This window comes from Variovorax boronicumulans, assembly GCF_009811375.1.
In the GTDB taxonomy this organism is placed as follows: Bacteria; Pseudomonadota; Gammaproteobacteria; order Burkholderiales; family Burkholderiaceae_C; genus Variovorax; species Variovorax boronicumulans.
The window spans coordinates 2,541,655-2,564,222 of sequence record NZ_BKDH01000001.1 but is presented as its reverse complement, the minus strand read 5'-3'; the positions used below and the strand labels follow the sequence as shown (position 1 = coordinate 2,564,222).

General features: G+C 68.1%; 24 protein-coding genes and 1 riboswitch. Of the genes, 14 read left to right on the top strand and 10 right to left on the bottom strand.

Features of this window, described 5'->3' with window-relative positions:
- Positions 1-5 precede the first annotated feature (5 nt).
- Entirely contained in the window at positions 6-641 is a 636-nt protein-coding gene (locus VHAB30_RS11750) for a YqhA family protein (protein ID WP_062475803.1), read from the bottom strand.
- Between the two features lie 151 nt (positions 642-792).
- Here VHAB30_RS11750 and acs point away from each other — a divergent pair, with 151 nt between their 5' ends.
- Positions 793-2,790, top strand: coding sequence for an acetate--CoA ligase (gene acs, locus VHAB30_RS11745; RefSeq protein WP_159277142.1), 1,998 nt, complete (start codon positions 793-795; stop codon positions 2,788-2,790).
- 202 nt (positions 2,791-2,992) lie between these two features.
- A complete protein-coding gene (locus VHAB30_RS11740; RefSeq protein WP_062482638.1) occupies positions 2,993-3,493 on the top strand; it encodes a hypothetical protein in 501 nt (166 codons plus the stop codon).
- A 36-nt stretch (positions 3,494-3,529) separates the two neighbouring features.
- On the opposite strand, the gene VHAB30_RS11735 is transcribed toward VHAB30_RS11740, so the two are convergent.
- Positions 3,530-3,835, bottom strand: coding sequence for a c-type cytochrome (locus VHAB30_RS11735; protein ID WP_095745089.1), 306 nt, complete (start codon positions 3,833-3,835; stop codon positions 3,530-3,532).
- 107 nt (positions 3,836-3,942) lie between these two features.
- On the opposite strand from VHAB30_RS11735, the gene VHAB30_RS11730 reads away from it, so the two are divergent.
- Positions 3,943-4,200: a TIGR04438 family Trp-rich protein gene (locus VHAB30_RS11730; protein WP_159277141.1), complete on the top strand. Its 258-nt coding sequence runs from the start codon at positions 3,943-3,945 to the stop codon at positions 4,198-4,200.
- A gap of 46 nt (positions 4,201-4,246) precedes the next feature.
- Positions 4,247-5,065, top strand: a complete 819-nt coding sequence (locus VHAB30_RS11725; protein ID WP_159277140.1) for a DUF3592 domain-containing protein — start codon at positions 4,247-4,249, stop codon at positions 5,063-5,065.
- 7 nt (positions 5,066-5,072) lie between these two features.
- On the opposite strand, the gene ilvD is transcribed toward VHAB30_RS11725, so the two are convergent.
- The gene (ilvD, locus tag VHAB30_RS11720; RefSeq protein ID WP_062482642.1) at positions 5,073-6,767 is read right to left on the bottom strand and encodes a dihydroxy-acid dehydratase; all 1,695 of its coding nucleotides are present in this window, start codon (positions 6,765-6,767) and stop codon (positions 5,073-5,075) included.
- A 105-nt stretch (positions 6,768-6,872) separates the two neighbouring features.
- Between ilvD and VHAB30_RS11715 the strand changes: the two genes are divergently transcribed.
- Positions 6,873-7,814 (top strand): LysR family transcriptional regulator, encoded by a 942-nt coding sequence (locus tag VHAB30_RS11715; RefSeq protein WP_159277139.1) that lies wholly within the window; start codon positions 6,873-6,875, stop codon positions 7,812-7,814.
- A gap of 3 nt (positions 7,815-7,817) precedes the next feature.
- Here the strand turns inward: VHAB30_RS11715 and VHAB30_RS11710 are convergent, their stop codons facing one another.
- On the bottom strand, positions 7,818-8,756 hold the full coding sequence (locus tag VHAB30_RS11710; protein ID WP_159277138.1) for a LysR family transcriptional regulator: 939 nt from the start codon (positions 8,754-8,756) through the stop codon (positions 7,818-7,820).
- Between the two features lie 140 nt (positions 8,757-8,896).
- On the opposite strand from VHAB30_RS11710, the gene VHAB30_RS11705 reads away from it, so the two are divergent.
- The 8 genes from VHAB30_RS11705 to VHAB30_RS11670 all read left to right on the top strand — a co-directional run bounded on the left by VHAB30_RS11705 (position 8,897) and on the right by VHAB30_RS11670 (position 16,669).
- Positions 8,897-9,670: an SDR family oxidoreductase gene (locus VHAB30_RS11705; protein WP_070060483.1), complete on the top strand. Its 774-nt coding sequence runs from the start codon at positions 8,897-8,899 to the stop codon at positions 9,668-9,670.
- A gap of 42 nt (positions 9,671-9,712) precedes the next feature.
- On the top strand, positions 9,713-9,982 hold the full coding sequence (locus tag VHAB30_RS11700) for a hypothetical protein (protein WP_159277137.1): 270 nt from the start codon (positions 9,713-9,715) through the stop codon (positions 9,980-9,982).
- A 57-nt stretch (positions 9,983-10,039) separates the two neighbouring features.
- Positions 10,040-10,870: a prolipoprotein diacylglyceryl transferase gene (lgt, locus tag VHAB30_RS11695; RefSeq protein WP_062480548.1), complete on the top strand. Its 831-nt coding sequence runs from the start codon at positions 10,040-10,042 to the stop codon at positions 10,868-10,870.
- A gap of 189 nt (positions 10,871-11,059) precedes the next feature.
- Positions 11,060-11,728, top strand: a complete 669-nt coding sequence (locus tag VHAB30_RS11690) for a GntR family transcriptional regulator (RefSeq protein WP_062480546.1) — start codon at positions 11,060-11,062, stop codon at positions 11,726-11,728.
- A gap of 40 nt (positions 11,729-11,768) precedes the next feature.
- Entirely contained in the window at positions 11,769-13,235 is a 1,467-nt protein-coding gene (locus VHAB30_RS11685; RefSeq protein ID WP_159277136.1) for a malonyl-CoA decarboxylase, read from the top strand.
- A gap of 93 nt (positions 13,236-13,328) precedes the next feature.
- Entirely contained in the window at positions 13,329-14,318 is a 990-nt protein-coding gene (locus tag VHAB30_RS11680; protein ID WP_062480542.1) for a Bug family tripartite tricarboxylate transporter substrate binding protein, read from the top strand.
- Entirely contained in the window at positions 14,315-15,097 is a 783-nt protein-coding gene (locus VHAB30_RS11675) for an enoyl-CoA hydratase/isomerase family protein (RefSeq protein WP_159277135.1), read from the top strand. Before VHAB30_RS11680 ends, VHAB30_RS11675 begins: the two co-directional genes overlap by 4 nt.
- A gap of 27 nt (positions 15,098-15,124) precedes the next feature.
- On the top strand, positions 15,125-16,669 hold the full coding sequence (locus VHAB30_RS11670) for a malonate--CoA ligase (protein WP_159277134.1): 1,545 nt from the start codon (positions 15,125-15,127) through the stop codon (positions 16,667-16,669).
- A gap of 21 nt (positions 16,670-16,690) precedes the next feature.
- On the opposite strand, the gene VHAB30_RS11665 is transcribed toward VHAB30_RS11670, so the two are convergent.
- On the bottom strand, positions 16,691-17,755 hold the full coding sequence (locus VHAB30_RS11665; RefSeq protein WP_159277133.1) for a phenylacetaldoxime dehydratase family protein: 1,065 nt from the start codon (positions 17,753-17,755) through the stop codon (positions 16,691-16,693).
- Positions 17,756-17,775: 20 nt separating this feature from the next.
- Positions 17,776-18,780 carry a carbon-nitrogen hydrolase family protein gene (locus VHAB30_RS11660; protein WP_159277132.1) on the bottom strand — a complete coding sequence of 335 codons (1,005 nt, stop codon included), beginning with the start codon at positions 18,778-18,780 and terminating at the stop codon, positions 17,776-17,778.
- Positions 18,781-18,959: 179 nt separating this feature from the next.
- Here VHAB30_RS11660 and VHAB30_RS11655 point away from each other — a divergent pair, with 179 nt between their 5' ends.
- Entirely contained in the window at positions 18,960-19,925 is a 966-nt protein-coding gene (locus VHAB30_RS11655) for an AraC-like ligand-binding domain-containing protein (protein ID WP_159277131.1), read from the top strand.
- A 45-nt stretch (positions 19,926-19,970) separates the two neighbouring features.
- Here the strand turns inward: VHAB30_RS11655 and VHAB30_RS11650 are convergent, their stop codons facing one another.
- The 4 genes from VHAB30_RS11650 to VHAB30_RS11635 form a co-directional block, all read right to left on the bottom strand.
- Positions 19,971-20,396 carry a universal stress protein gene (locus tag VHAB30_RS11650; protein WP_062480532.1) on the bottom strand — a complete coding sequence of 142 codons (426 nt, stop codon included), beginning with the start codon at positions 20,394-20,396 and terminating at the stop codon, positions 19,971-19,973.
- A gap of 73 nt (positions 20,397-20,469) precedes the next feature.
- Entirely contained in the window at positions 20,470-21,297 is an 828-nt protein-coding gene (locus VHAB30_RS11645) for a sulfite exporter TauE/SafE family protein (protein ID WP_062480530.1), read from the bottom strand.
- 292 nt (positions 21,298-21,589) lie between these two features.
- Complete coding sequence (locus VHAB30_RS11640; RefSeq protein WP_159277130.1) at positions 21,590-21,925, bottom strand: cell division protein ZapA; 336 nt, start codon at positions 21,923-21,925, stop codon at positions 21,590-21,592.
- Positions 21,922-22,149 (bottom strand): hypothetical protein, encoded by a 228-nt coding sequence (locus VHAB30_RS11635; protein WP_056581479.1) that lies wholly within the window; start codon positions 22,147-22,149, stop codon positions 21,922-21,924. Before VHAB30_RS11635 ends, VHAB30_RS11640 begins: the two co-directional genes overlap by 4 nt.
- Before the next feature lie 144 nt (positions 22,150-22,293).
- Positions 22,294-22,533, top strand: a riboswitch (cobalamin riboswitch).
- Positions 22,534-22,568: the final 35 nt, after the last annotated feature.

The window sequence follows — 22,568 nt, the reverse complement described above, 5'->3', positions numbered from 1 at the left end:
GGCCCTCAGTGGTGGGCGTTGGCGGCGGCCGCCTCGTTCATCAGCTTGTCGGTGTACGCGATGGCCATGGCCGAGAACAGGAACGCGATGTGGATCACGGTCTGCGCGATCAGCACCTTGTCGGTGTAGTTGTCCGCGTTGATGAAGGTCTTGAGCAGATGGATCGAGCTGATACCGATGATGGCGGTGGCCAGCTTCACCTTGAGCACCGAGGCGTTCACGTGGCTCAGCCATTCGGGCTGGTCCTGGTGGCCTTCGAGGTCCATGCGGCTCACGAAGGTCTCGTAGCCGCCCACGATCACCATGATCAGCAGGTTGGAGATCATCACCACGTCGATCAGCGCCAGCACCACCAGCATGATCACCGTCTCGTTGAGCGCGCCGACCGGTGCGGTGGTCTTGTAGCCGATGCTCGCGATCAGGGCCTGCAGCGCATCCTTGTTGCCGAAGGCGGCTTCCACCAGGTGCAGCAGCTCGACCAGGAAGTGCACCACGTACACGCCCTGCGCCACGATCAGTCCCAGGTACAGCGGCAGCTGCAGCCAGCGGCTCGCGAAGATGAGCCGGGGCAGTGGCTTCAGCGGGGAACTGCGTGCTGGTACGGGCGCGTTCCGGGCGTCGAAAGGATCGGGGGCGGACATGAAGTAAGAAGACAGATGTAAAAAGTCGGGCGATTCTAGAGGTCTCCCAGTGACGCACTCGTGATAACCCTGCGAACTAACATCGACCCCGTCAGTGGCCCGTAAGTGCGTGCCCCGACATTACGGCCGCATTCAATCAGGAGACAAGAGCATGAGCAGCGCATCGAAGAACATTGAATCCGTCCTGGTCGAGAACCGCGTGTTCCCGCCCGACGCCCGCGCCACCGAAGGCGCCCGCATTGCCGGCATGGCCGCCTACGAGGCGTTGTGCAAGGAAGCCGAACAGGACGTCGAAGGCTTCTGGACCCGCCTGGCCAAGGACAACCTCCAGTGGACGAAGCCCTTCACCCGCACCCTCGATGAATCGAAGGCGCCGTTCTACGAATGGTTCGGCGACGGCGAGCTCAACGCCAGCGCCAACTGCCTGGACAAGCACATCGGCACCCCGGTCGAGAACAAGACCGCCATCGTCTTCGAAGCCGACGACGGCGCCGTCACCCGCGTCACCTACAAGGAACTGCTGGCCCGCGTGAGCCAGTTCGCCAACGCGCTCAAGGCGCAAGGCATCAACAAGGGCGACCGCGTCATCATCTACATGCCGATGACCATCGAAGGCGTGGTCGCCATGCAGGCCTGCGCGCGCATCGGCGCCACCCACAGCGTGGTGTTCGGCGGCTTCTCGGCCAAGGCGCTGCAGGAGCGCATCATCGACGCGGGCGCCGTGGCCGTCATCACCGCCAACTACCAGCTGCGCGGCGGCAAGGAACTGCCGCTGAAGGCCATCGTGGACGACGGCATTGCGCTGGGCGGCTGCGACACGCTCAAGACCGTGCTCGTGTACGAGCGCACGCCCACCGCGTGGAACCGCGTCGAGGGCCGCGACAAGACCTTCACCGAAGCGCTGGCCGGGCAGAGCACCGAGTGCGCGCCCGTGCCGGTCAATGCCGAGCACCCGCTGTTCATCCTCTACACCTCGGGCTCCACCGGCAAGCCCAAGGGCGTGCAGCACGCCACCGGCGGCTACCTGCTGTGGGCCAAGCTCACGATGGACTGGACCTTCGACATCCGTCCCGAAGACCTGTTCTGGTGCACCGCCGACATCGGCTGGATCACCGGCCACACCTACGTCGCCTACGGCCCGCTCGCGGCCGGCGCCACGCAGGTCGTGTTCGAAGGCATCCCGACCTTCCCGCACGCGGGCCGCTTCTGGGAAATGATCCAGAAGCACAAGGTCTCGATCTTCTACACCGCGCCCACCGCGATCCGCTCGCTCATCAAGGCGGCCGAAGGCGACGGAAAAGTGCACCCGAAGAACTGGGACCTGACCAGCCTGCGCATCCTCGGCTCGGTCGGCGAGCCGATCAACCCAGAAGCGTGGATGTGGTACCACCGCAATATCGGCGGCGAGCGCTGCCCGATCGTCGACACCTTCTGGCAGACCGAGACCGGCGGCCACGTCATCACGCCGCTGCCGGGCGCCACGCCGCTGGTGCCGGGCTCGTGCACCTTGCCGCTGCCGGGCATCATGGCCGCGATCGTCGACGAGACGGGCAAGGACCTGCCCAACGGCGCGGGCGGCATGCTGGTCATCAAGCGGCCATGGCCCTCGATGATCCGCACCATCTGGAACGACCCCGAGCGCTTCAAGAAGAGCTACTTCCCCGAAGAGATGGGCGGCACGATCTACCTGGCCGGCGACGGCGCGGTGCGCAGTGCCGACCGCGGCTACTTCCGCATCACGGGCCGCATCGACGATGTGCTCAACGTGTCGGGCCACCGCCTGGGCACGATGGAGATCGAATCGGCGCTGGTGTCCAAGACCGACCTCGTGGCCGAAGCCGCGGTGGTGGGCCGTCCCGACGACGTGACGGGCGAGGCCGTGTGCGCCTTCGTCGTGCTCAAGCGCGCGCGCCCGACTGGCGAGGAAGCCAAGCAGATCGCCAACGAGCTGCGTGCCTGGGTCGCCAAGGAAATCGGCCCCATCGCCAAGCCCAAGGACATCCGCTTCGGCGACAACCTGCCCAAGACGCGCAGCGGCAAGATCATGCGGCGCCTGCTGCGCAGCATCGCCAAGGGCGAGGCGATCACGCAGGACACCTCGACGCTGGAGAACCCAGCGATCCTCGACCAGCTGTCCGAGACGAACTGACCCCCCCCGGGATTGGCCGAATCCGGCCATTCCGGAACAGTTGTCACGAACGCGCTGTACAGAGGTGTAGGACATGGCCGTTTGTGCGGCCATGTGCACCAAAGCGGCCTCCTTGCTGAGGTAAAACCGATGTCGTCACCGCGTGCCACGACAGGCGCGCGGCTTTTGTCATCGTGATCGGTTGTTTGCAAGGAGGCGCCACATGGGCGTGAGATCCGCTTTTCTTTTTGTCATCGTGCTGCTCATCGCGGGGCTTGCCGCGCTGAACTGGGGCACGTTGTCCGCACCCACCGACGTGTGGCTGGGCTTCATGAGCGTGTCGGCGCCGCTGGGGCTGATCATGCTGGGGCTCACGGCCGTGCTCGCAGCCTTCTTCCTCGTGTACGTGCTGTACCTGCACAGCTCGGTGCTGCTGGAGACCAAGCGCCACACGAAGGAAATGCAGACCCAGCGCGACCTCGCCGACAAGGCCGAGGCCTCGCGCTTCACCGAGCTGCGCAACTTCCTGGAAGCGCAGGAGAAGCAGCACATGTCGCACAACGCCGACCGGCACACGGCGCTGCTGGCGCGCATGGATCAGCTGGAAAGCGCGGTCAAGCTGCGTTCGGACCAGACCGACAACACGGTGGCGGCGCACATCGGGCAGCTCGAAGACCGCATCGAGCGCCGTCCGGTGCCCAGCGACATCAACCCGAGCATCTGACTGGGCGCGCCGCCGCGCGCTTCGTTTTGCTGCCGGTTACTTCGTCGACAACACCCAGGCTGCGAGCTTCTTCGCATCGGCTTCGCTGACCTGGTTGTTGGCCGGCATCGGCACCGGGCCCCACACGCCCGAGCCGCCCTTGATGATCTTGGTGGCCAGCGAGTTGGCCGCGCCCTTGTCGTCCTTGTACTTGGCCGCGATGTCCTTGAACGACGGCCCGAGCACCTTGCGTTCGACCGCGTGGCAGCTCATGCAGTTCTTCGACGTGGCAAGGGCCAGGTCGGCAAAGGCGGGCGCCGCGAGGCCGAGGCCCAGGGCTGCCATCAACATCGTTCTTTTCATGGGGACTGTTTTCGTAAGGGCTGAGTTACATTCGATCCAACGCGATTGTAGGTAGCGCGGTGCACACGCACCGGCGGCGATACCGACCAACTCGGAGGGTATTCGCGATGTGGTTTCTGCTCTTGGGCCTGCTCGGTGTAGCCCTCAAATATTTCGAAGTGGGCATGGTCGCCGGCTGGAGCTGGTGGTTCGTGCTGAGCCCGTTCGCGCTGGCGCTGGCCTGGTGGGCCTGGGCCGATTCGTCGGGCTATACCAAGCGCAAGGTCATCGAGCGCGAAGAGCGACGCAAGCAGGCGCGCATCGACCGCCAGAAGACCAACATGGGCCTGCGCACCAGCAACGGGCAACAGCGCCCGCGCCGCTGACCCCGCGGCTCCGTCACCCGCGCCGCATGCCGACAGGACGCGCGCCATGGACGACGAAGCCGCCACCCACGCCTTGCTGGTCTTCGGGCTGTCGCTGCTGGTCGGGCCGGCCGTCGGTGCGCTGGTCGGTCGTTTCAAGACCTTTTTCTGGGGCGCAGGCATCGGCGCCTTGCTGATCGGCTGCGCCGGCTTGTACGGTGCGGTCACGGTGGGCTGGCAGCGCTACCAGTCGATCGCGGGCACGGCCAGCACGCAAGGCAGCCTGGTCGAGTTTGTGGAAGAGCGCAGCAAGGACAGCAAGGGCTACGTCACCACCACGCGCGCGCCCCTCGTCGAATACACCGCCGCCGACGGGCAGAAGCGCCGCGTCAAGGGGCTGGGCGGCAGCCTGTCGGACAAGGAGTGGGGCGATGCGGTCGAGGTGCGCTACAGCACCGCCGATCCGGCCCAGGCACTGGTGGCCGATTTCCAGAACATGTGGGGCATCGTCTGGGGGCTCGGCCTCTTCGGCGGCTTTCCGACGATGTTCGGCCTGTTCTTCACCGGCATGGCGCTCAAGGAAGGCCGCAGGGGCCGGCCGGCGCCGGTGCGCGAGCCGACGCCCACGCAGAAGAAATGGCGCACGCGCGGCACGGTGCTGGCGAACGTGGTGTTCCTTGCCGGCTTCGCGCTGGTGTTTCTCTATCCCGACGACAGTGCGATGAAGCAGTTCGGTGCGGGTTTTCTCACCATCGGCGCGGGGGCGCTGCTGCACTTCGTCGTGCAGAGCTTTCCCCCGGCGATGGATTTCGAAGCCCGGGCCATCTTCGCGATCGTCGGCCTGGGCTTTGCGGCCTTCGGCTACGGCGCGTGGATGATGGGCTGATGCCGCTTCAGAACTTGTCGAGCACCGCGCCCGAGCTTGCGCTCGAGGCGTTGAACGCGAACTTGGCCTGCACGCCGCGCGTGTAGCGCGGGGCCGGCGGCGTCCAGCCTTCGCGGCGCTTGGCGAGTTCGGCTTCGGGCACGTTGAGTTCGAGCTTCAGTTCGTGCGCGTCGATGGTGATCGAGTCGCCTTCGTTCACGAACGCGATGGTGCCGCCCGCCGCCGCTTCGGGCGCGACGTGGCCGACCACCATGCCCCAGGTGCCGCCCGAGAAGCGGCCGTCGGTGATGAGGCCGACGCTTTCGCCCAGGCCCGCGCCGATCAGCGCGCCCGTGGGGGCCAGCATTTCCGGCATGCCCGGGCCGCCCTTGGGGCCGAGGTAGCGCAGCACCATCACGTCGCCCGCCACGATCTTGCCGGCCAGGATGGCCTGCAGCGCCGACTGCTCGTCGTCGAACACGCGCGCCGGGCCGGTGATGACCGGGTTCTTCAGGCCGGTGATCTTGGCGACGGCGCCTTCGGGCGACAGGTTGCCCTTCAGGATGGCCAGGTGGCCTTCTTCGTACATCGGGTTGTCGATCGGGCGGATCACGTCCTGGTCGGCGCGCGGAACGTCGGGCACGTCCTTGAGCACTTCGGCGATGGTCTGGCCGCTGATGGTGATGCAGTCGCCATGCAGCAGGCCGGCCTTGAGCAGCACCTTCATGACCTGCGGAATGCCGCCGGCCTGGTGCAGGTCGACCGCGAGGTACTTGCCCGAGGGCTTCAGGTCGCAGATCACAGGGACCTTCTTGCGCATGCGCTCGAAGTCGTCGATGGACCACTCCACGCCAGCGGCGTGAGCGATGGCCAGGAAGTGCAGCACCGCGTTGGTCGAGCCGCCGGTGGCCATGATGACCGCCACCGCGTTCTCGATGGCCTTCTTGGTCACGATGTCGCGCGGCTTCAGGTCCTTCTTGATCGCCTCGATCAGCACCTTGGCCGATTCCTTGGCCGAGTTGGCCTTCTCGTCGTGCGGGTTCGCCATGGTCGACGAGTAGGGCAGCGAGATGCCCAGCGCCTCGAACGCGCTCGACATCGTGTTGGCCGTGTACATGCCGCCGCAGGAGCCGGTGCCGGGAATGGCGCGCTTCTCGATCTCGTGCAGGTCTTCGTCGCTCATGTTGCCGGCGGCGTTCTGGCCCACGGCCTCGAACACGCTGACGATGTTCAGGTCCTGGCCCTTGTAGCGGCCCGGCAGGATGGTGCCGCCGTAGACGTAGATGGCGGGCACGTTGGCGCGCAGCATGCCCATGAGGCCGCCGGGCATGTTCTTGTCGCAGCCGCCGACCACCAGCACGCCGTCCATCCACTGGCCGCCGACGCAGGTCTCGATGCAGTCGGAGATGACCTCGCGGCTCACGAGCGAGTACTTCATGCCTTCGGTGCCCATCGCCATGCCGTCGGAGATGGTGGGCGTGCCGAACACCTGCGCGTTGCCGCCGGCTTCCTCGATGCCCGCGATGGCCGCGTCGGCCAGCTTCTGCAGGCCCGAGTTGCAGGGCGTGATGGTGCTGTGGCCGTTGGCGACGCCGACCATCGGCTTCTTGAAGTCGCCTTCCTCGTAGCCCATGGCGTAGAACATCGAGCGGTTGGGGGCGCGGCTCTTGCCTTCGGTGATGTTCGCGCTGCGGCGGTTGATCTGGATGGTCTTGGTGTCCATGGTGTCTCTTCTGTCGTGGGGAGATCGTGAGGGGAGCGCCAAGTATCGGACTTCTGATTGATTGGTTCCAATCCAATTTGAAGCGTGGATTGATATGCTTGGCATATGAATGAAGCCCTCATCGACCTGCGCGCCTGGCGCCAGTTCGTGGCCGTGGCCGAAGAACTGCACTTCGGCCGCGCCGCCCAGCGCCTGCACATGACGCAGCCGCCGGTCACGCAGGCCATTGCCCAGCTCGAGAAAACGCTGGGCGTGGTGCTGTTCGACCGCACACGCCGCCGCGTGGCGCTCACGCCGGCCGGCGAGGCGCTGCTGCCCGACGTGCGAGAGCTGCTGGCGCGCGCCCAGGCGCTCCCGGCGCGGGCGCGCGCGGCGGCGGCGGGGCAGGTGGGGCGCGTGCGCATCGCCTTCGTTTCGACGGTCGGTTTCGAGCAGCTGCCGGCCTGGGTGCGCGAGTTCCGCGTGCTGTGTCCGGAGGTGGCGCTGGAGCTGGTCGAGGCCACCGGCGACGTGCAGCTTGAGGCCTTCGCGCGCGGCGAGATCGACGCCGGCCTGATGCTGCATTCGCCGGGCGCCGCGCCGCCGGGGCTGGCCTGCCTGCCGGTCGAGGTGGAGCCGCTGGTGCTCGCGCTGCCGGCCCAGCACCGGCTGGCCGAGGCGCGGCCCGTGCCGCTGGCCGAGGTGCTGGACGAGCCGCTGGTGATCTTTCCGCGCCGCATCGTGCCCTCGCTGCACGACGCGATTTTCGACCTGTACCACGCGGCTGGGCGCACGCCGCAGGTGGCGCAGGAGGCGATCCAGATGCAGACCATCGTCAACCTCGTGTCGGGCGGCATCGGCGCGGCCTGGGTGCCGCACAGCGTGATGCAGTTCCGGCGCGCGGGCGTGGTCTACCGGCAGGTCCACGAGTTCAAGGGCGTGGGGCGCCGCCGCGTGACGCTGCCGGTGTGCGAGACCAGCCTCGTGTGGCCCGCGCAAGCTTCGCATCCTGCGCTGGCGCGCTTCGTGGCCTTCGTGCGCGAGCGGGCCGGGCGCGTGCCGGCGTAGGACTCAGGTGCTGCGCGCCGCCCGGCCAACGGGCGAGGGCGCATCGAGCGTGGCCGCCAGCAGCGTGTCGAGCCAGCCCGCGAAGGCCTGCACCCGCCGCGACAGGTTGCGCCGGTGCGGGTAGACGAGGTGCACCGGCAGCGGCTCGGCGCGCGCGTCGGGCAGCACTTCCACCAGCTCGCCGGCCGCGAGGTGCTCGCGCACGTCGTAGGCCGGGATCTGGATCAGCCCCAGCCCCGCCAGCGCGCAGGCGATGTAGGTCTCGGCGTTGTTCGCCGCCACTTGGCTGCGCAGGCGCAGCGTCTGGGTCTCGCCGTCGCGCAGCTGCCATTCCCAGGGCGCGGCCCGGCCGCTGGTCGGCGAGGCGTAGTTGACCGCCACGTGCTGCGGCAGGTCGGCCGGCGTGCGTGGCGTGCCGTGGCGCGCGAGGTAGGCGGGGCTGGCGCAGTTGATGAGCGTGAAATGCCCCAGCGGCCGGGCCACGAGGCTGCTGCTGGCGAGCGGGCCGACGCGCAGGGCGCAGTCCACGCCTTCGAGCACGAGGTCGACCGCGCGGTCGCTGGAACCGAGTTCCAGTTCGACCGCCGGGTGGCGTGCAAAGAAGTCGGGCAGCGCCGGCGCGATCAGCAGGCGCGCGATGCGGCTGGGCACGTCGACCTTGAGCCGGCCGCTCACGCTGCTGTGCGCGGGCTGGAACTGCTGTTCCATGTCTTCCATGTCGGCCACCAGCGCACGGGCCCGCTCGAGCAGCACCTCCCCGTCGGGCGTGAGGCCGACGCGGCGCGTGGTGCGGTGCAGCAGGCGCGAACCCAGGCGCGCCTCGAGCTGCTGGATGGCGGTCGAGATGGTGGCGCGCGGCAGCGCCAGCCGGTCGGCGGCGCGCGTGAAGCTGCCGGTTTCGGCCACGCGCAGGAAGACCTGGAGGAGTTCGATGCGGTCCATGGCGGCGGGGTTGATTGTTCGAAGTTTTCAGAACAGTCTAGCCTTGAATGAATGATTTATCTGCAACTTGGCGATCAATAGACTGGCGGCTCGTCACACATCCCGTCCCGGGTCTTTCACTCACTCAGAGGAATCCATCCATGTCCGCACGCACGCTCACGAACAAGGTCGCCGTCATCGCCGGCGGTGGCAAGAACCTCGGTGCCCTCATCGCCCACCAGCTGGTCGACGGCGGCGCCCGCGGCATCGCCATCCACTACAACAGCGACGGCTCGCGCGCCGAGGCCGAGCAGACGGCCGCCGCGCTGAAGGCCAAGGGCGCCGACACGCTGCTGGTGCAGGGCGACCTCGCGGTGGTCGAGAACAACGTGAAGCTGTTCGACCAGGCCGTGAAGCACTTCGGCCAGGTCGACCTGGCGATCAACACGGCGGGCGTGGTGATCAAGAAGCCGATCCTGGACATCACCGAGGCCGACTACGACAAGAGCTTCGACGCCAATGCCAAGGCGGCCTTCTTCTTCATCCAGCAGGCCGGCCGCACGCTGGCCGACGGCGGCAGCATCGTGACGCTGGTGAGCTCGCTGCTGGCGGCCTACACGCCGTTCTATGCCATCTACCCGGCGGCCAAGGCGGCGGTGGAGCACTACACGCGCGCGGCCTCCAAGGAGTTCGGCGACCGCGGCATCTCGGTGAACGCCATCGGGCCGGGCCCGATGGACACGCCGTTCTTCTACGGCCAGGAAAGCCCTGAGGCCGTGGCGTACCACAGCAGCGCCGCCGCGCTCAGCAAGTACTCGAAGAAGGGCCTCACCGACATCGAGGACATCGCGCCCATCGTGCGCTTCCTGGTCACCGAAGGCTGGTGGATCACGGGCCAGACCATCTTCGCCAACGGTGGCTACACCACGCGCTGACCCGCGGATATCCGGCAAGATGCGCCCAGGAGGACAACGCAGATGCACACAGTCATGGTGATGGGGGGCGGCTTCGCGCTGCTGGTGGTGTTTCTTCTGGGCGGCCGCTTCATGGGCGACGGCTCGACGATGGCGCTGGCCGCTGCGGCCAAGTGGTTCATTCCGGCGTGGTTCGTCGGCGCGGGCATCAACATGGCCGTGGGCGTGCTCAAGGCCGGGTACTCGGTGGCCGAGGAGCTGCCGATCTTCCTGTTCATCTTCGCGGTGCCGGCCCTGGTGGCGGGGTTGCTGTGGTGGAAGTTCGGGCGCTGACATTGCCCTGAATGCCCCCGTGGCGGCGGCGTCATTGCGCCACGGCACAATCGTCGGATGCTCATGTATCCGCAGATCAATCCCATCGCCTTGCAGCTGGGGCCGGTGGCCATCCACTGGTACGGCCTGACCTACCTGGCGGCCTTCGCGCTGTTTTACTTTCTGGGCACGCGCCGCCTGCACCACGAGCCGTTCCGCTCGCTGGCCACGGCCGGCGTGTGGCAACGCAAGGACATCGAGGACATCCTGTTCCTGGGCGTCATGGGCGTGATCGTCGGCGGCCGGCTCGGCTACTGCCTGTTCTACAAGCCCGAGTACTACCTCACGCACCCGCTCGAGATTCTCTATGTGTGGCAGGGCGGCATGAGCTTCCATGGCGGCCTGCTGGGCGTGATCGGCGCCATGGTGTGGTTTGCGCGCTCGCGTGCGCGGCCGTTCTGGCAGGTGATGGACTTCGTCGCGCCCTGCGTGCCGACCGGCCTGGCCGCGGGCCGCGTGGGCAACTTCATCAACGGCGAGCTGTGGGGCCGCTTCAGCAGCCCCGATCTGCCCTGGGGCATGGTGTTTCCGCAAAGCGGCTCGATGCTGCCGCGCCACCCGTCGCAGGTCTACCAGTTCCTGCTCGAAGGGCTGCTGCTGTTCGTCGTGATGTGGCTCTATGCGCGCAAGGAGCGCAAGCAGGGGCAGGTGGCCGCCGTGTTCCTCATCGGCTATGGCGTGCTGCGCTTCGTGGCCGAGTACTTCCGGGAGCCCGACGATTTCCTGGGCCTGCGCGCCCTCAGCCTGAGCCAGGGCCAGTGGCTCAGCGTGCCGATGGTGATCGGCGGCATCGCGCTGTGGATCTGGTTCGGCCGGGCCGGCAAGACGGGCAGCACCGCGCGCGCCTGACCTCTCCACACCCCGCACAACGCGGCGCGGCACCTTCGGGTCCGCGCCGTTTTTTTCGTCGGTCTCAGGGTAATTCCGGGCGGCAAGGGCAGGGCGCGGCCCTTGCATTGCGTTAACCATGCACTCACAATTATGCGTAATTACAGGAAATTACGCGAAACGCCCACCGACTTTCCGAGTCCTTCACGCATGCGCCTGGTCCCCAATTCCCTCCACGACGAAGTCGCCGCCACGCTGCGCGAGCAGATCTTCGACGGCACGCTGTCGCCCGGCAGCTTCGTGGACGAGGTGGCCCTGTGCGAGCGGCTGTCGATCTCGCGCACGCCGCTGCGCGAGGCGCTGAAGGTGCTCACGGCCGAAGGCCTGCTGCGCCACGAGCCGCGCCGCGGCTGCTTCGTGAACGAGGTGACGGAGCGCGACCTCGACGAAATCTTTCCGGTCATTGCGCTGCTCGAAGGGCGCTGCGCCTACGAGGCGGCGCGCAACGCCAGCGACGCCGAGCTGAACGAGCTCGACGCGCTGCACGAGCGCCTGGTGCGCCACGCCAAGGCGCGGCGCATCAACGACTACTACGCCACCAACCACATCATTCACGAGGCGATCATCAAGCTCGCCGACAACAAGTGGTTGGCGCAGGTGATCGGCGACCTGCGCAAGATATTGAAGCTGGCGCGGCTGCAGCAGCTGCACGCGCCGGGGCGGCTCGACCAGAGCCTGTCGGAGCACCTGGCCGTGTTCGCGGCGCTCAAGGCGCGCGACAGCGAAGGCGCCGACGCCGCCATGCGCACCCACATGACGCGCCAGCGCGAGGCCTTGCGCGAAGTCATGCAACAGCAGAAATCCAGGGTGATGCCGTGACAGGCGCCACCCATCCAGCCAACGGCACAGGAGCAGATCGATGAGTGCGACCGAGTGGTTCCAGGCGCGCCTGCGCATGGGCGAATCGTCCAAGGTTCCCGTGGCGAGCAACGGCGCCACGAAAGGCCCGGCCCGCCACACGCCCAAGCCCAGCGCCCGCACCACCGCCGAGCGGCTGCAGGCCACGCTGCGCAAGGCCGACGAGGCGCTGTCGCCGCGCACGCTGCGCCGCGTGCTGGCCGAGCTGCAGGCCGTGATCGACCCGCGCGTGAGCGAGGTCGAGGGCGGCCGCCGCGCCCATGCCATCGCGCAGGCCTACGCCGGCGCCTCGCCCGAAGAGCGCCGCGACTACTGGGCGCTCATGAGCGAGCATTTCGCCGCCGACGCGGGCAAGCTCAAGAGCGCGCGCGACCAGCACCAGAGCGCCGTCGGCACGCCCGACGAAGGGCAGGCCGAGCTGCGCCTGCGCCGCGCGCTGGTGTCGCCGCGCATGCGGCTGCTGCAGCGCTTCGCCGTCGAGCCCGGCGGCATGCGCTTTCTGGTCGACCTGCGCGCCGACCTGCTGCCGTGCCTGAAGTCCGACAAGCGCCTGCTCGCGCTCGAGGCCGAGCTGGAGCACCTGTTTTCCACCTGGTTCGACGTGGCTTTTCTCGAGCTGCGCCGCATCGACTGGAACTCGCCGGCCTCGCTGATCGAGAAGCTCATCCGCTACGAAGCGGTGCACGACATCAAGAGCTGGTCCGACGTGAAGAACCGCCTGGACGACAGCGACCGCCGCTGCTACGGCTTCTTCCATCCGCGCCTGCCGAACGAGCCGCTCATTTTTGTCGAGGTGGCGCTGGTCGACCGCATCAGCGAAGGCATCATGCCGCTGCTCGACGAGGCCGCCGTGCCGGTGCAGCCGGCCAAGGCGACCACCGCGATCTTCTATTCGATCAGCAACACGCAAACCGGCCTTCGCGGCGTGAGCTTCGGCGACTCGCTCATCAAGCGCGTGGTCGAGACCCTGCAGGACGAGCTGCCGCGCCTGAAGACCTTCGCCACGCTGTCGCCCATTCCGGGCCTGCGCGCGTGGCTCGCCAAGAACGCCGGCGAACTGCTGCCGCGCCTGGACGAGAAGCGCGAAGCCGAACTCGGCCGCCTCGTCGGCTCGGTGCCGCCCACAGCCGAGCGTTTGCTGGCCGCGGTCGATGCGGCGGCAGAACTCGACGCGAAATCGCCGCTGCGCCAGTGGCTGCTGCAGGTCACGGCCGAGTACCTGGGCCGCACGCTGGTCGACGGCACGCCGGCCGACCCGGTCGCGCGCTTCCACCTGGGCAACGGCGCGCGCGTCGAGCGGCTCAACTGGGCCGGCGACCCGTCGGCCAAGGGGCTCAAGCAGTCGTACGGCCTCATGGTCAACTACCTGTACGACCTCAAGCGCCTGGACCGCCATCGCACCTGGCTGGCCGAAGGCAAGATCGCGGTTTCGGGAGACATCGAAGGCCTGTTCCTCAAAAAAGGCTGAGTCCGTTCGCTTCGCCGCGGCAGCGCTGCGGCCCGCACCTTGACCGCCGGAGGGCGGCAACATCTACAACGACGACGACAGGAGACGAGACAGATGACGCAACAGAGTTTTCAACGACGCGATGTGCTGCGCGTCGCCGCAGCAGCCGGGGCCGTGGCCCTGTGCGGTGGCGCACGTGCCCAGGGCTGGCCGACCAAGCCCGTGACCATGGTGGTGCCGTTCCCGGCCGGCGGAGGCACCGACGCCTTCGCGCGTCCGCTGTCGGCCCAGTTCTCGCGCGCGGCAGGCCAGACGCTGGTCATCGACAACCGCGGCGGCGCGGGCGGCACCGTGGGCGCGAGCATCGCGGCCAAGCTGCCGGCCGACGGCTACTCGCTCTTCATGGGCGCCGTGCACCACGCCATTGCACCGTCGATCTACCCCAAGCTCGACTACGACCTCGAGAAAGACTTCGTGCCCCTGATGCTGCTGGCCAACGTGCCGCAGGTGGTGGTGGTCAACCCGAAGCGGGTGCAGGCCGCGACCATCCAGGAGCTCATTGCCACCGCCAAGCGCAACCCCGGCAAGCTCAACTACGGCTCGGCCGGCTCGGGCACCTCGCACCACCTGGCGGGCGAGCTGTTCAAGCTGCAGACCGGCACCTTCATCACCCACATCCCGTACCGCGGCGCGGGCCCGGCGCTGTCCGACCTGATCGCGGGCAACGTCGACCTGATGTTCGACGGCCTGGGTTCCTCGGCGCAGCACATCAAGGGCGGTCGCATCAAGGCGCTCATGGTGGCCGGCGCCAAGCGCAACCCCGCGTTCCCCGACGTGCCCTGCGCCGCCGAGGTCGGGCTGCCCGACTACACCGTCACCACCTGGTACGGCCTGTGGGCGCCCAAGGGCACGCCGGCCGAAGCGCAGACGCAGATCATCGACACGATGAAGAAGGCGCTGGGCACCGACGAGCTGAAGGCCATCTGGGCCCAGAACGGCTCCGAGATCCCGAACGTCACGAACGCCGCCTACGGCCGCTTCGTCAACGCCGAGATCAAGCGATGGGCCACCGTCGTGAAGGCCTCGGGCGCCAAGCTCGAATGACCGATCGGCAGGTCTCGCTGCGCCGCGAAGGCGCCGTGGCGCTCGTCACGCTGTCGAACCCGGGGCGTCTCAATGCGATGACGCGCGCCATGTGGCGCGCGCTGCGCGCGGTGTTCGACGACCTGCACGGCGACACCGCGCTGCGCTGCGTTGTCGTGCGCGGGGAGGGCGGTGCCTTCTGCGCGGGCGGCGACATCTCCGAGTACCCCTCGTTCCGCTTCGAGGAAGCGAGCCTGCGCGAATTCCACGAGAACGAAGTCTGGGCCGCGCTGCAGGCGATGCTCGACTGCCCGCTGCCGCTGGTGGCCCAGATCGAAGGCGCCTGCATGGGCGCCGGCGTCGAGATCGCCAGCTGCTGCGACATCCGCCTGGCCGGTGCGTCGGCGAAGTTCGGCGCACCCATCGCGAAGCTGGGCTTTCCGATGGCGCCGCGTGAAGCCGCGCTGGTGCATGGCGCCATCGGCGACGTGCTGGCGCGCGACATGCTGCTGGCCGCCGGCGTGCATGGCGCGCAGCGGCTGTACGACGCCGGCTTTCTCTTGCACGTGCTGCCCGACGCCGAAGTGCCCGCTGCCGCGCAGGCCCATGCGGCGCGCATTGCCGCGCTGTCGCCGCAGGCCGCGCGCCTGCACAAGGCCACCTTCACCGCACTGAAGAGTGGCGGCGCGGCGGCACAGCAGCTGCTGGCCACCGCGTATGACTATGCCGACAGCGCCGAGCACCGCGAGGGCATCGATGCCTTCCTGGGCAAGCGCCCTCCGAATTTCCGACCTTCCTGAGCCTGCCGTTCGATGATGACGAAGATGATGAAGACGAAGTCCTCCCCCAACGCCAACCTGTTCGCCGCCTTGCGCGCCGCCTTTCCTGCCGATCTCGACGCCATCGCGGTCGAGACCGATAACGGACTGCACTATTCGTGGCGCGACCTCGACCGCGCCAGCGCGATGATCGCCAACCTGCTCGACGGCCTGAAGCTCGAGAAGGGCGCGCGCGTCGCCGTGCAGGTCGAGAAATCGGTCGAAGCCATGCTGCTGTACCTCGCGACCTTGCGCGCGGGCTACGTGTTCCTGCCGCTCAACACGGCCTACCAGAGCGCCGAGATCGAGTACTTCATCGGCAACGCCGAGCCCGCCGTGGTCGTGTGCACCGGTCGCAACGCGGCCTGGGTGCGCCCCATCGCCGAGGCGGCCGGCACGCGCCATGTGTTCACGCTGGACGACGACCGCACCGGCACGCTGCTCGACGCGGCGGCGCGCTGCAGCGACCGGCATGCCGTCGCGCTCAAGAAGCCCGACGACCTCGCCGCCATCCTGTACACCAGCGGCACCACCGGCCGCAGCAAGGGCGCGATGCTCACGCACCGCAACCTGCTGTCGAACGCCGAAGTGCTCAAGACCTACTGGGGCTGGACGAAGGGCGACGTGCTGATCCACGCGCTGCCGATCTTCCACGTGCACGGCCTGTTCGTGGCGCTGCACGGCGCGCTGCTCAACGGCAGCAAGATCATCTGGTTCTCGAAGTTCGACCCCAAGCGCATCGTCGCCAAGCTGCCCGAGGCCACCGTGTTCATGGGCGTGCCCACGCTCTATGTGCGCCTGCTGGCCGAACCGGGCCTCACGCGCGAGGCGGTGCGCACGATGCGCCTCTTCGTCGCGGGCTCGGCGCCGCTGCTCATCGAAACGTTTGACGAATGGCGCGAGCGCACCGGCCACACCATCCTCGAGCGCTACGGCATGAGCGAGACCGCCATGCTCACGTCCAACCCGTACGACACCGCCAAGGGCGAGCGTCGCGGCGGCACCGTCGGCTTCGCGCTGCCCGGTGTGCAACTGCGCGTGCGCGACGACGAGGGCAAGGACCTGCCGGTCGACGAGATCGGAGGCATCCAGGTGAAGGGCCCCAACGTGTTCGCGGGCTACTGGCGCATGCCCGAGAAGACGAAGGAAGAGTTCACCGCCGACGGCTTCTTCAAGACCGGCGACGTGGGCAAGATCGATGCGCGCGGCTACATCACCATCGTCGGACGCAGCAAAGATTTGATCATCAGCGGCGGCTACAACGTCTACCCGGCCGAGATCGAGGGCTACATCAACGAGATGGCCGGCGTGGCCGAAAGCGCCGTCATCGGCGTGCCGCACCCCGACTTCGGCGAGGTGGGCGTGGCCATCGTGATCCCCAAGGGCGGCGCCACGATCGACGCCGACGCCATCGTGGCCGAGCTCAAGGCCAAGCTGGCGAACTTCAAGATCCCGAAGCGCTGCTTCGTCGTGCCGGAGCTGCCGCGCAACACGATGGGCAAGGTGCAGAAGGCGCTGCTGCGGGCGGAGCACAAGGGGCTGTTCGCAGCCTGAGCGCCGCCGCGCGCCCGGGCTTCAGGCGGCGGGCGCGAGCCCGTTCATCAGCCCGCTGCGCGCGTGGCAGTTGATGTACTCGTAGCTTTGCTCGTCGGCCTTCAGCACCGACACCTCGTGGTACAGGCGCAGGCGCAGCTCGAAGTTCAGCGCCTGTACATAGCGCATGAAGCTGCCGAAGATCGCGACGTGTGTCGGGTGCGACTCGGCCCAGCGCTCCATGTCGGCCAGCGAGCGCCAGTAGCTCAGGCCGAAGGACTTCTGCAGCGGTGCACCGTGCGCGTCGAGGTGGTGCATGAAGCGGTTGCTGTAGCAGCCGATGGGCAGGCCCTGGTCGCGCAGGAAGTCCATGCCTTGGCGTAGCACCGGGGCCATGTCTTCCAGGTAGCGCTGGCGTTCCTGGCCGGTGGTCTCGGTCCATTCCTGGCCCGAACGGATCATCGCGAGGTGCGTGTGGCCCGCGATGCGCACGCGCTGGCCTGACGCAGGCGTGCCGGCGATCACCGCGCGCGTGCCCGAAGGCGCGAGCGCGTCGGCCTGCGCGAGCGGGAGTCGATCGCGCATCGACCCCCAGTAGCCGTGCTCCTGCAGTTCGCCGCTCACACCGCCCATCACCACGCCGATGCCCTCGAGGCGGTCGGGCGTGCTGAACAGGGTCTCGAAGTGCGCAGCACGCGGGGATGCGATTTCGCGGAAGTAGCCGAGGCCTTCATGCAAGCGCTCGTCGGCGTTCCACCAGGCCTCGACGGCGGGCGTGGCACACCAGCGCGCGAACGCCGCTGCATCGCGCCAGTAGGCGATCGCGATCAGGTTGTCGTACCCGTCGGCGTCGACGCAGTGGGCCAGGTCGTAGTGACCGGGGCCGTCGGGCAGGGCGAAGTCGCGGGCGATCTTCAGGAGCGCGGCGCAGGCCCGACCCTGCATCGCCGGGCCGCGCGACTGCACACCGAAATAGCCCATCACGACCTGGGTCGTCGTCACGGGCGCGCGCGCCGACCAGCCGGGGTAGGGTGGCGTGTGATCGTCTGCCACGCGGCGCTCGCGGGTGCGCGGGCAGCGCAGGTGCTCGGGGATGGCCGATTCCATGGTGCGGCTCCGTGGTCGGCTCAGGCCACGACCGGCTCGGGCACGCTGCCCTCAGGCTCCGGCGTGAGCTGCACCACCACGGGCGTGCGCCGCGTCTTGTTCAGCAGCAACTGCGTGACGTCGGGCCGCGAATAGTGACCGCTCGGATCGGCCGCCGCCTTGGCGAGCGCGATCATGCCGAGGTCGATGTCGGCGACCACCAGGCCTTCGGCGTCTTCGGCCAGCGGCGTGCCCAGTGGCGAACCGTCCGGGCCGTAGATGCGCGCATGCCCGCCGCCGACGCCCAGCATCTGCCGCTTGCCGTCGTCGGTGCACATCAGCTCGCTCATCGCCTTCGACACCGTGGCGCAGGGCGCGATGACGAAGCAGCCGCCCTCGACCGCATACACCTGGCTCGCGGCGTTGTTGACCTCATAGCCCAGCGCGTAGGCCGCGCCGCGGTAGAGCGAAAAGCTCGGCCACGCGCCGCAGTGGATCTGCTCGTTCTGCGCATACATCGCGTACTTGCTCAGAGGCTGCAGGTGCTCCCAGCAGCACAGCGAGCCGATGTTGCCCAGCGGCGTCTGGACCACGTGCAGGTCGGCGCCATCGCCTTCGCCGAACACGGTGCGTTCCACGTGCGTGGGCTTGAGCTTGCGGCGCGTCTGCACGGTGCGGCCCTGGTCGTCGATCAGCGCCTGCGCGATGTACAGGCTGCCTGCCGCTTTCTCGCTGTAGCCGAGCGAGAGCCAGATCTTGTGCTGGCGCGCCGCCGCCTGCAGGCGTTCGAACTCGGGCGAGCCGATGAGCAGCGAGTTGTCGTGGTAGCGCTGCACGAACTGCATGCCCCAGGCCGGCGAATCGAGCCAGACCCACCACGGGTAGCCCGGGACCCAGGTCTCGGGAAAGGCGATGAGCTGCACGCCCTGTTTCGCGGCCTGCGCCATCAGGTCGATGGTCTTGTCGATGGTGGCGTCGAGGTCGAGGAAAACAGGCGCGGCCTGCACGGCGGCGACGCGGAGCTGGGGGTGGACGGTGGTCGGCATGGGGTGTTCTCCAGGGGGCAATGAACGTAACGAAATCCCCACTGTGCGCACCGGGTTTGCGCGGTGGCATGCGGGTTGCATGAAGCGTAAATTCGCGCCGCCGGAACGCCTTGACCCGGATTGGCGGCGTTCTTGTTCCAGCGTTGCATGTGCCTTGCGAAGGCCTTCCGAGGACCCCGATGACCCCCTTGCTCAGCACCGATGCCGTCCCGCGCGACCAGCGGCTCGCGTACTGGACCGACATGATCTGCAACGTCTACGTGCAGCTCGAATGCGACGCGGTGCGCACCGGCGAGGGCGGCGATTTCGAGGGCAGCATCCGCCAGCACGCGCTGCCCGGCCTCGGCATGTCGGTCGTGACCTCGCGGGCGCAGAAGGTGATGCGCACGCCGGGCCACATCGCGGCATCGAGCGACGACTGCTTTCTCGTGAGCATCCAGGCGCGCGGGCGGGGCGTGGTGCGCCAGGACGGGCGCGACGCCGTGCTCGGCGCCGGCGACTTCGCGCTGTACGACAGCACGCGGCCTTACCAGCTGCTGTTCGACCAGCCCTTCGAGCAGATCGTGCTCAAGCTGCCCGGCGAGCGGCTGCGCAGCGAACTGCGCGACACCGAAGCGCTCACGGCCACCACGGTGTCAGGGCGCGAGGGCGCGGGGCACCTGCTGCTGGGCATGATCCGCACGCTGCGCGAGGACTTCGACGCGCTGCAGCCGGCCTCGGCGCTGGCGGTGGCCCATGGCGTGCAGAACATCCTCGTGGCCGGCCTGCAGACGCTGCCCGCCGCGCACGCACCGGCGCTCAGCAAGCTCACGGCGTACCACCTCGCGCGCGTGAAGCAGCGCATCGACGAGCAGCTGGCCGATCCGACGCTGTCGGTGGGCACGCTGGCGGCGCAGCTGGGCATGTCGGTGAGCCACATCCACCGCGTGTTCAAGAGCGAGCCGCTGACGCCCTCGCAGTACATCTGGGAGCGCCGGCTCGACGCGTGCAGCCGCGACCTGCTGGAGCCGCGCCTGGCGGGGCGGCCCGTGGGGGAGATCGCGTACGGGAGGGGGTTCAACGACGCGGCGCATTTCAGCCGCGCGTTTCGCGAGCGCTTCGGATGTTCGCCGCGCGAATGGCGGCAGCAGCGCTCGCCGCAATGACCGCGGCCACGGCGCATCGGCCGTCGCCGGGGTGACTGGGGCTGCTTACTGGACCAGCAACACCGAGATGTCGGTCTCGGCCACGACCTTGGTCGCGACCGAACCCATCAGCGCGCGGCCCAGGATGCCGTGGCCGTGCGTGCCCAGCACGATCAGCTCGGCCTTCGATTCGGTGGCCGACTTGAGGATTTCCTCGGCCGCGTGGCCGTGGCGCGCATCGGCAGTGAAGTTGGCCACGCCTTTCTCGGCGAACCAGGCCTTCACCGGGTCGAGCACCTTGGCGTTTTCCTCGGCGTAGTACTCGGTGACGATTTCCTTGCTCAGGTGGCGCGCCACGTGGCCGGAGATGCCGGTGCAGACATTGACCACCACCAGCTCATGGCCGTCCACGAACATGGCGCGGTTGGCGAGCAGGTAATTGAGGGCCTTTTGCGTGTAGGCGCTGCCGTCGACTGCAATGAGGATTTTCATGGCTTTCCTTCTACGACTGTGAACAAGTGCCGCATAGGATGGCACAGGAAAGCCACGGGGTGTTTGATATGCCTCAGCCCCGCAGGCCCTTCCAGAGCATGTAGGCGGCCAGCAGGTACAGGATGCTCGCGAACACGCGCTTGAGCTTCTTCACCGGCAGGCTGTGCGCGGCCCTGGCGCCCAGCGGCGCGGTGAACACGCTGCAGGCCGCGATCACCACGAGCGCGGGCAGCCAGATGTAGCCGAAGGCGCCGGCCGGCAGGCCCTGCACCGACTGGCCGCTGAGCACATAGCCGAGCACGTTGGCTACGGCGATCGGAAAGCCCAGCGCCGCACTGGTCGCCACCGCGTTGTGGATCGCCACGTTGCACCAGGTCATGAACGGCACGCTGATGAAGCCGCCGCCCGCGCCCACCAGGCCCGAGATGAAGCCGATGGTGCCGCCCGCCGCGAGCTGGCCGCCGGTGCCGGGCATCTGGCGCGTGGGCTTGGGCTTCTTGTCGAGGAACATCTGCGTGGCCGAGAAGCCCACGAACAGCGCGAAGAAGATGGCCAGCGCCGTGCCCTTGAGCAGTGCGAACACGCCCAGGCTGCCCGCGAGGCTGCCGATGACGATGCCGGGGGCCAGGCGCTGCACGATGTCCCAGCGCACCGCGCCGCGCTTGTGGTGCGCGCGCACGCTGGACACCGACGTGAAGATGATCGTCGCCATCGAGGTGGCGATCGCCATCTTCACCGCCAGGTCGGCCGGCACACCGCGCTGGCCCATGATGATCGTGATGAACGGCACCATCAGCATGCCGCCGCCGATGCCCAGCAGGCCGGCGAGGAAACCGGTGCCCAGGCCGAGCGCGGCGAGTTCGGCGATCAGGAGCGGGTCGAGCAGGGCAGCGAGGTTCACGGGAGGATGGGGAAAGAACGAGCGGCTGAAAAAGCAACGGCCCCGTGCGGTGAAGCAGGGGGCCGTGGCGGGAAAAGGTGTCTGCAGATGGTGTGCCGGACCCGCATCCTGAACCAGGGTTCAGGTGGGCGAGGGCAGCAGGACTTCGGGTTCATCTGACGCGAGATGATCACGCCCGTCAAGCGATGTACCAAGCCCGGCTCCGGAGAGCATTGGAACAAGGAAATATTAAGCCCGACACGTCTGCAGACAAAACGGATTTTACGCCCCGGATGTGCCGGGCCGCGTGCCCTCAGAGCAAATGTCCATCGCCCGCCAGGGCCTGATCGAGTCTCTGAATGAGCTGGGCGGCCTTCGGGTCGGTGTCGGCGGCGGTTTCTTCCGTGGTGCTGGCAGCGACGGGGGCTGGTGCGGCGGCAGCAGCAGCCTGCTGGGCCGCGAGATCGAAAGCCAGGTTCAGCGAGGCGAGCACGGCGATGCGGTCGCGTGCCTTCACCTTGCCCGCGTCGCGGATCTTGCACATGGCCGCGTCCACGCGGTCGACGGCTTCGCGCAGTTGCGCTTCGCCGCCGTCGGGACAGCCGAGCAAATAGCTCTGGCCCATGATCTGTACTTCAATCTGCTTCATGCGTGATGGGAATCTTCGGAAGGGGGTTCGGCCGGCAGCCGTTCGAGCAGGGCATCGAGGCGGGTGCGGGCCGCGGCGAGCCGCGACTTCAGGCCGTCGCGTTCACGCGTGAGCGCATCGACCTGTTCCTGCAGCAGCGCGTTGGTGCGCTGCACCTCTTCGTGACGCACGAGCAGGCGTTCCACACGCTCGGCGATCTGGTCGATGGGGCTGGAGGCGGGCATGGTTGGCGATTGTAGTTTCCCGGGAATTCGGAACATCCGGCGCACCGCGCGGGGCGCGCACCGGAGGTGGCCGAGATTCTGGGGCCTGCGCCGCCCGCGATCAAACCCGGTGTGGTGTGCGCGCCCCGTGGGCGCCCCGTGGGCCTAAAATCTCGCCCGTTGGTGCTCGCGGCGTGGTTCGCACGGCGCAGTTCAACGGGAAGCAGGAGTGGACGCCCCCCGGGGCCGAAGCCGCCTGCGCTGCCCCCGCAACGGTCAAGCAGACGACGCCGCAACGCGTCACCCCTTTCCATCCAGCCACTGGGCGCCCTGAAACAGGTGCCTGGGAAGGCGGCAAAGGGTCGATCTGCCAGCCCGGATACCGGCCAACAAGGCGGCTGCCGCATCGGCAGCCATGACGCCCATGGCGCCGGCGGGGA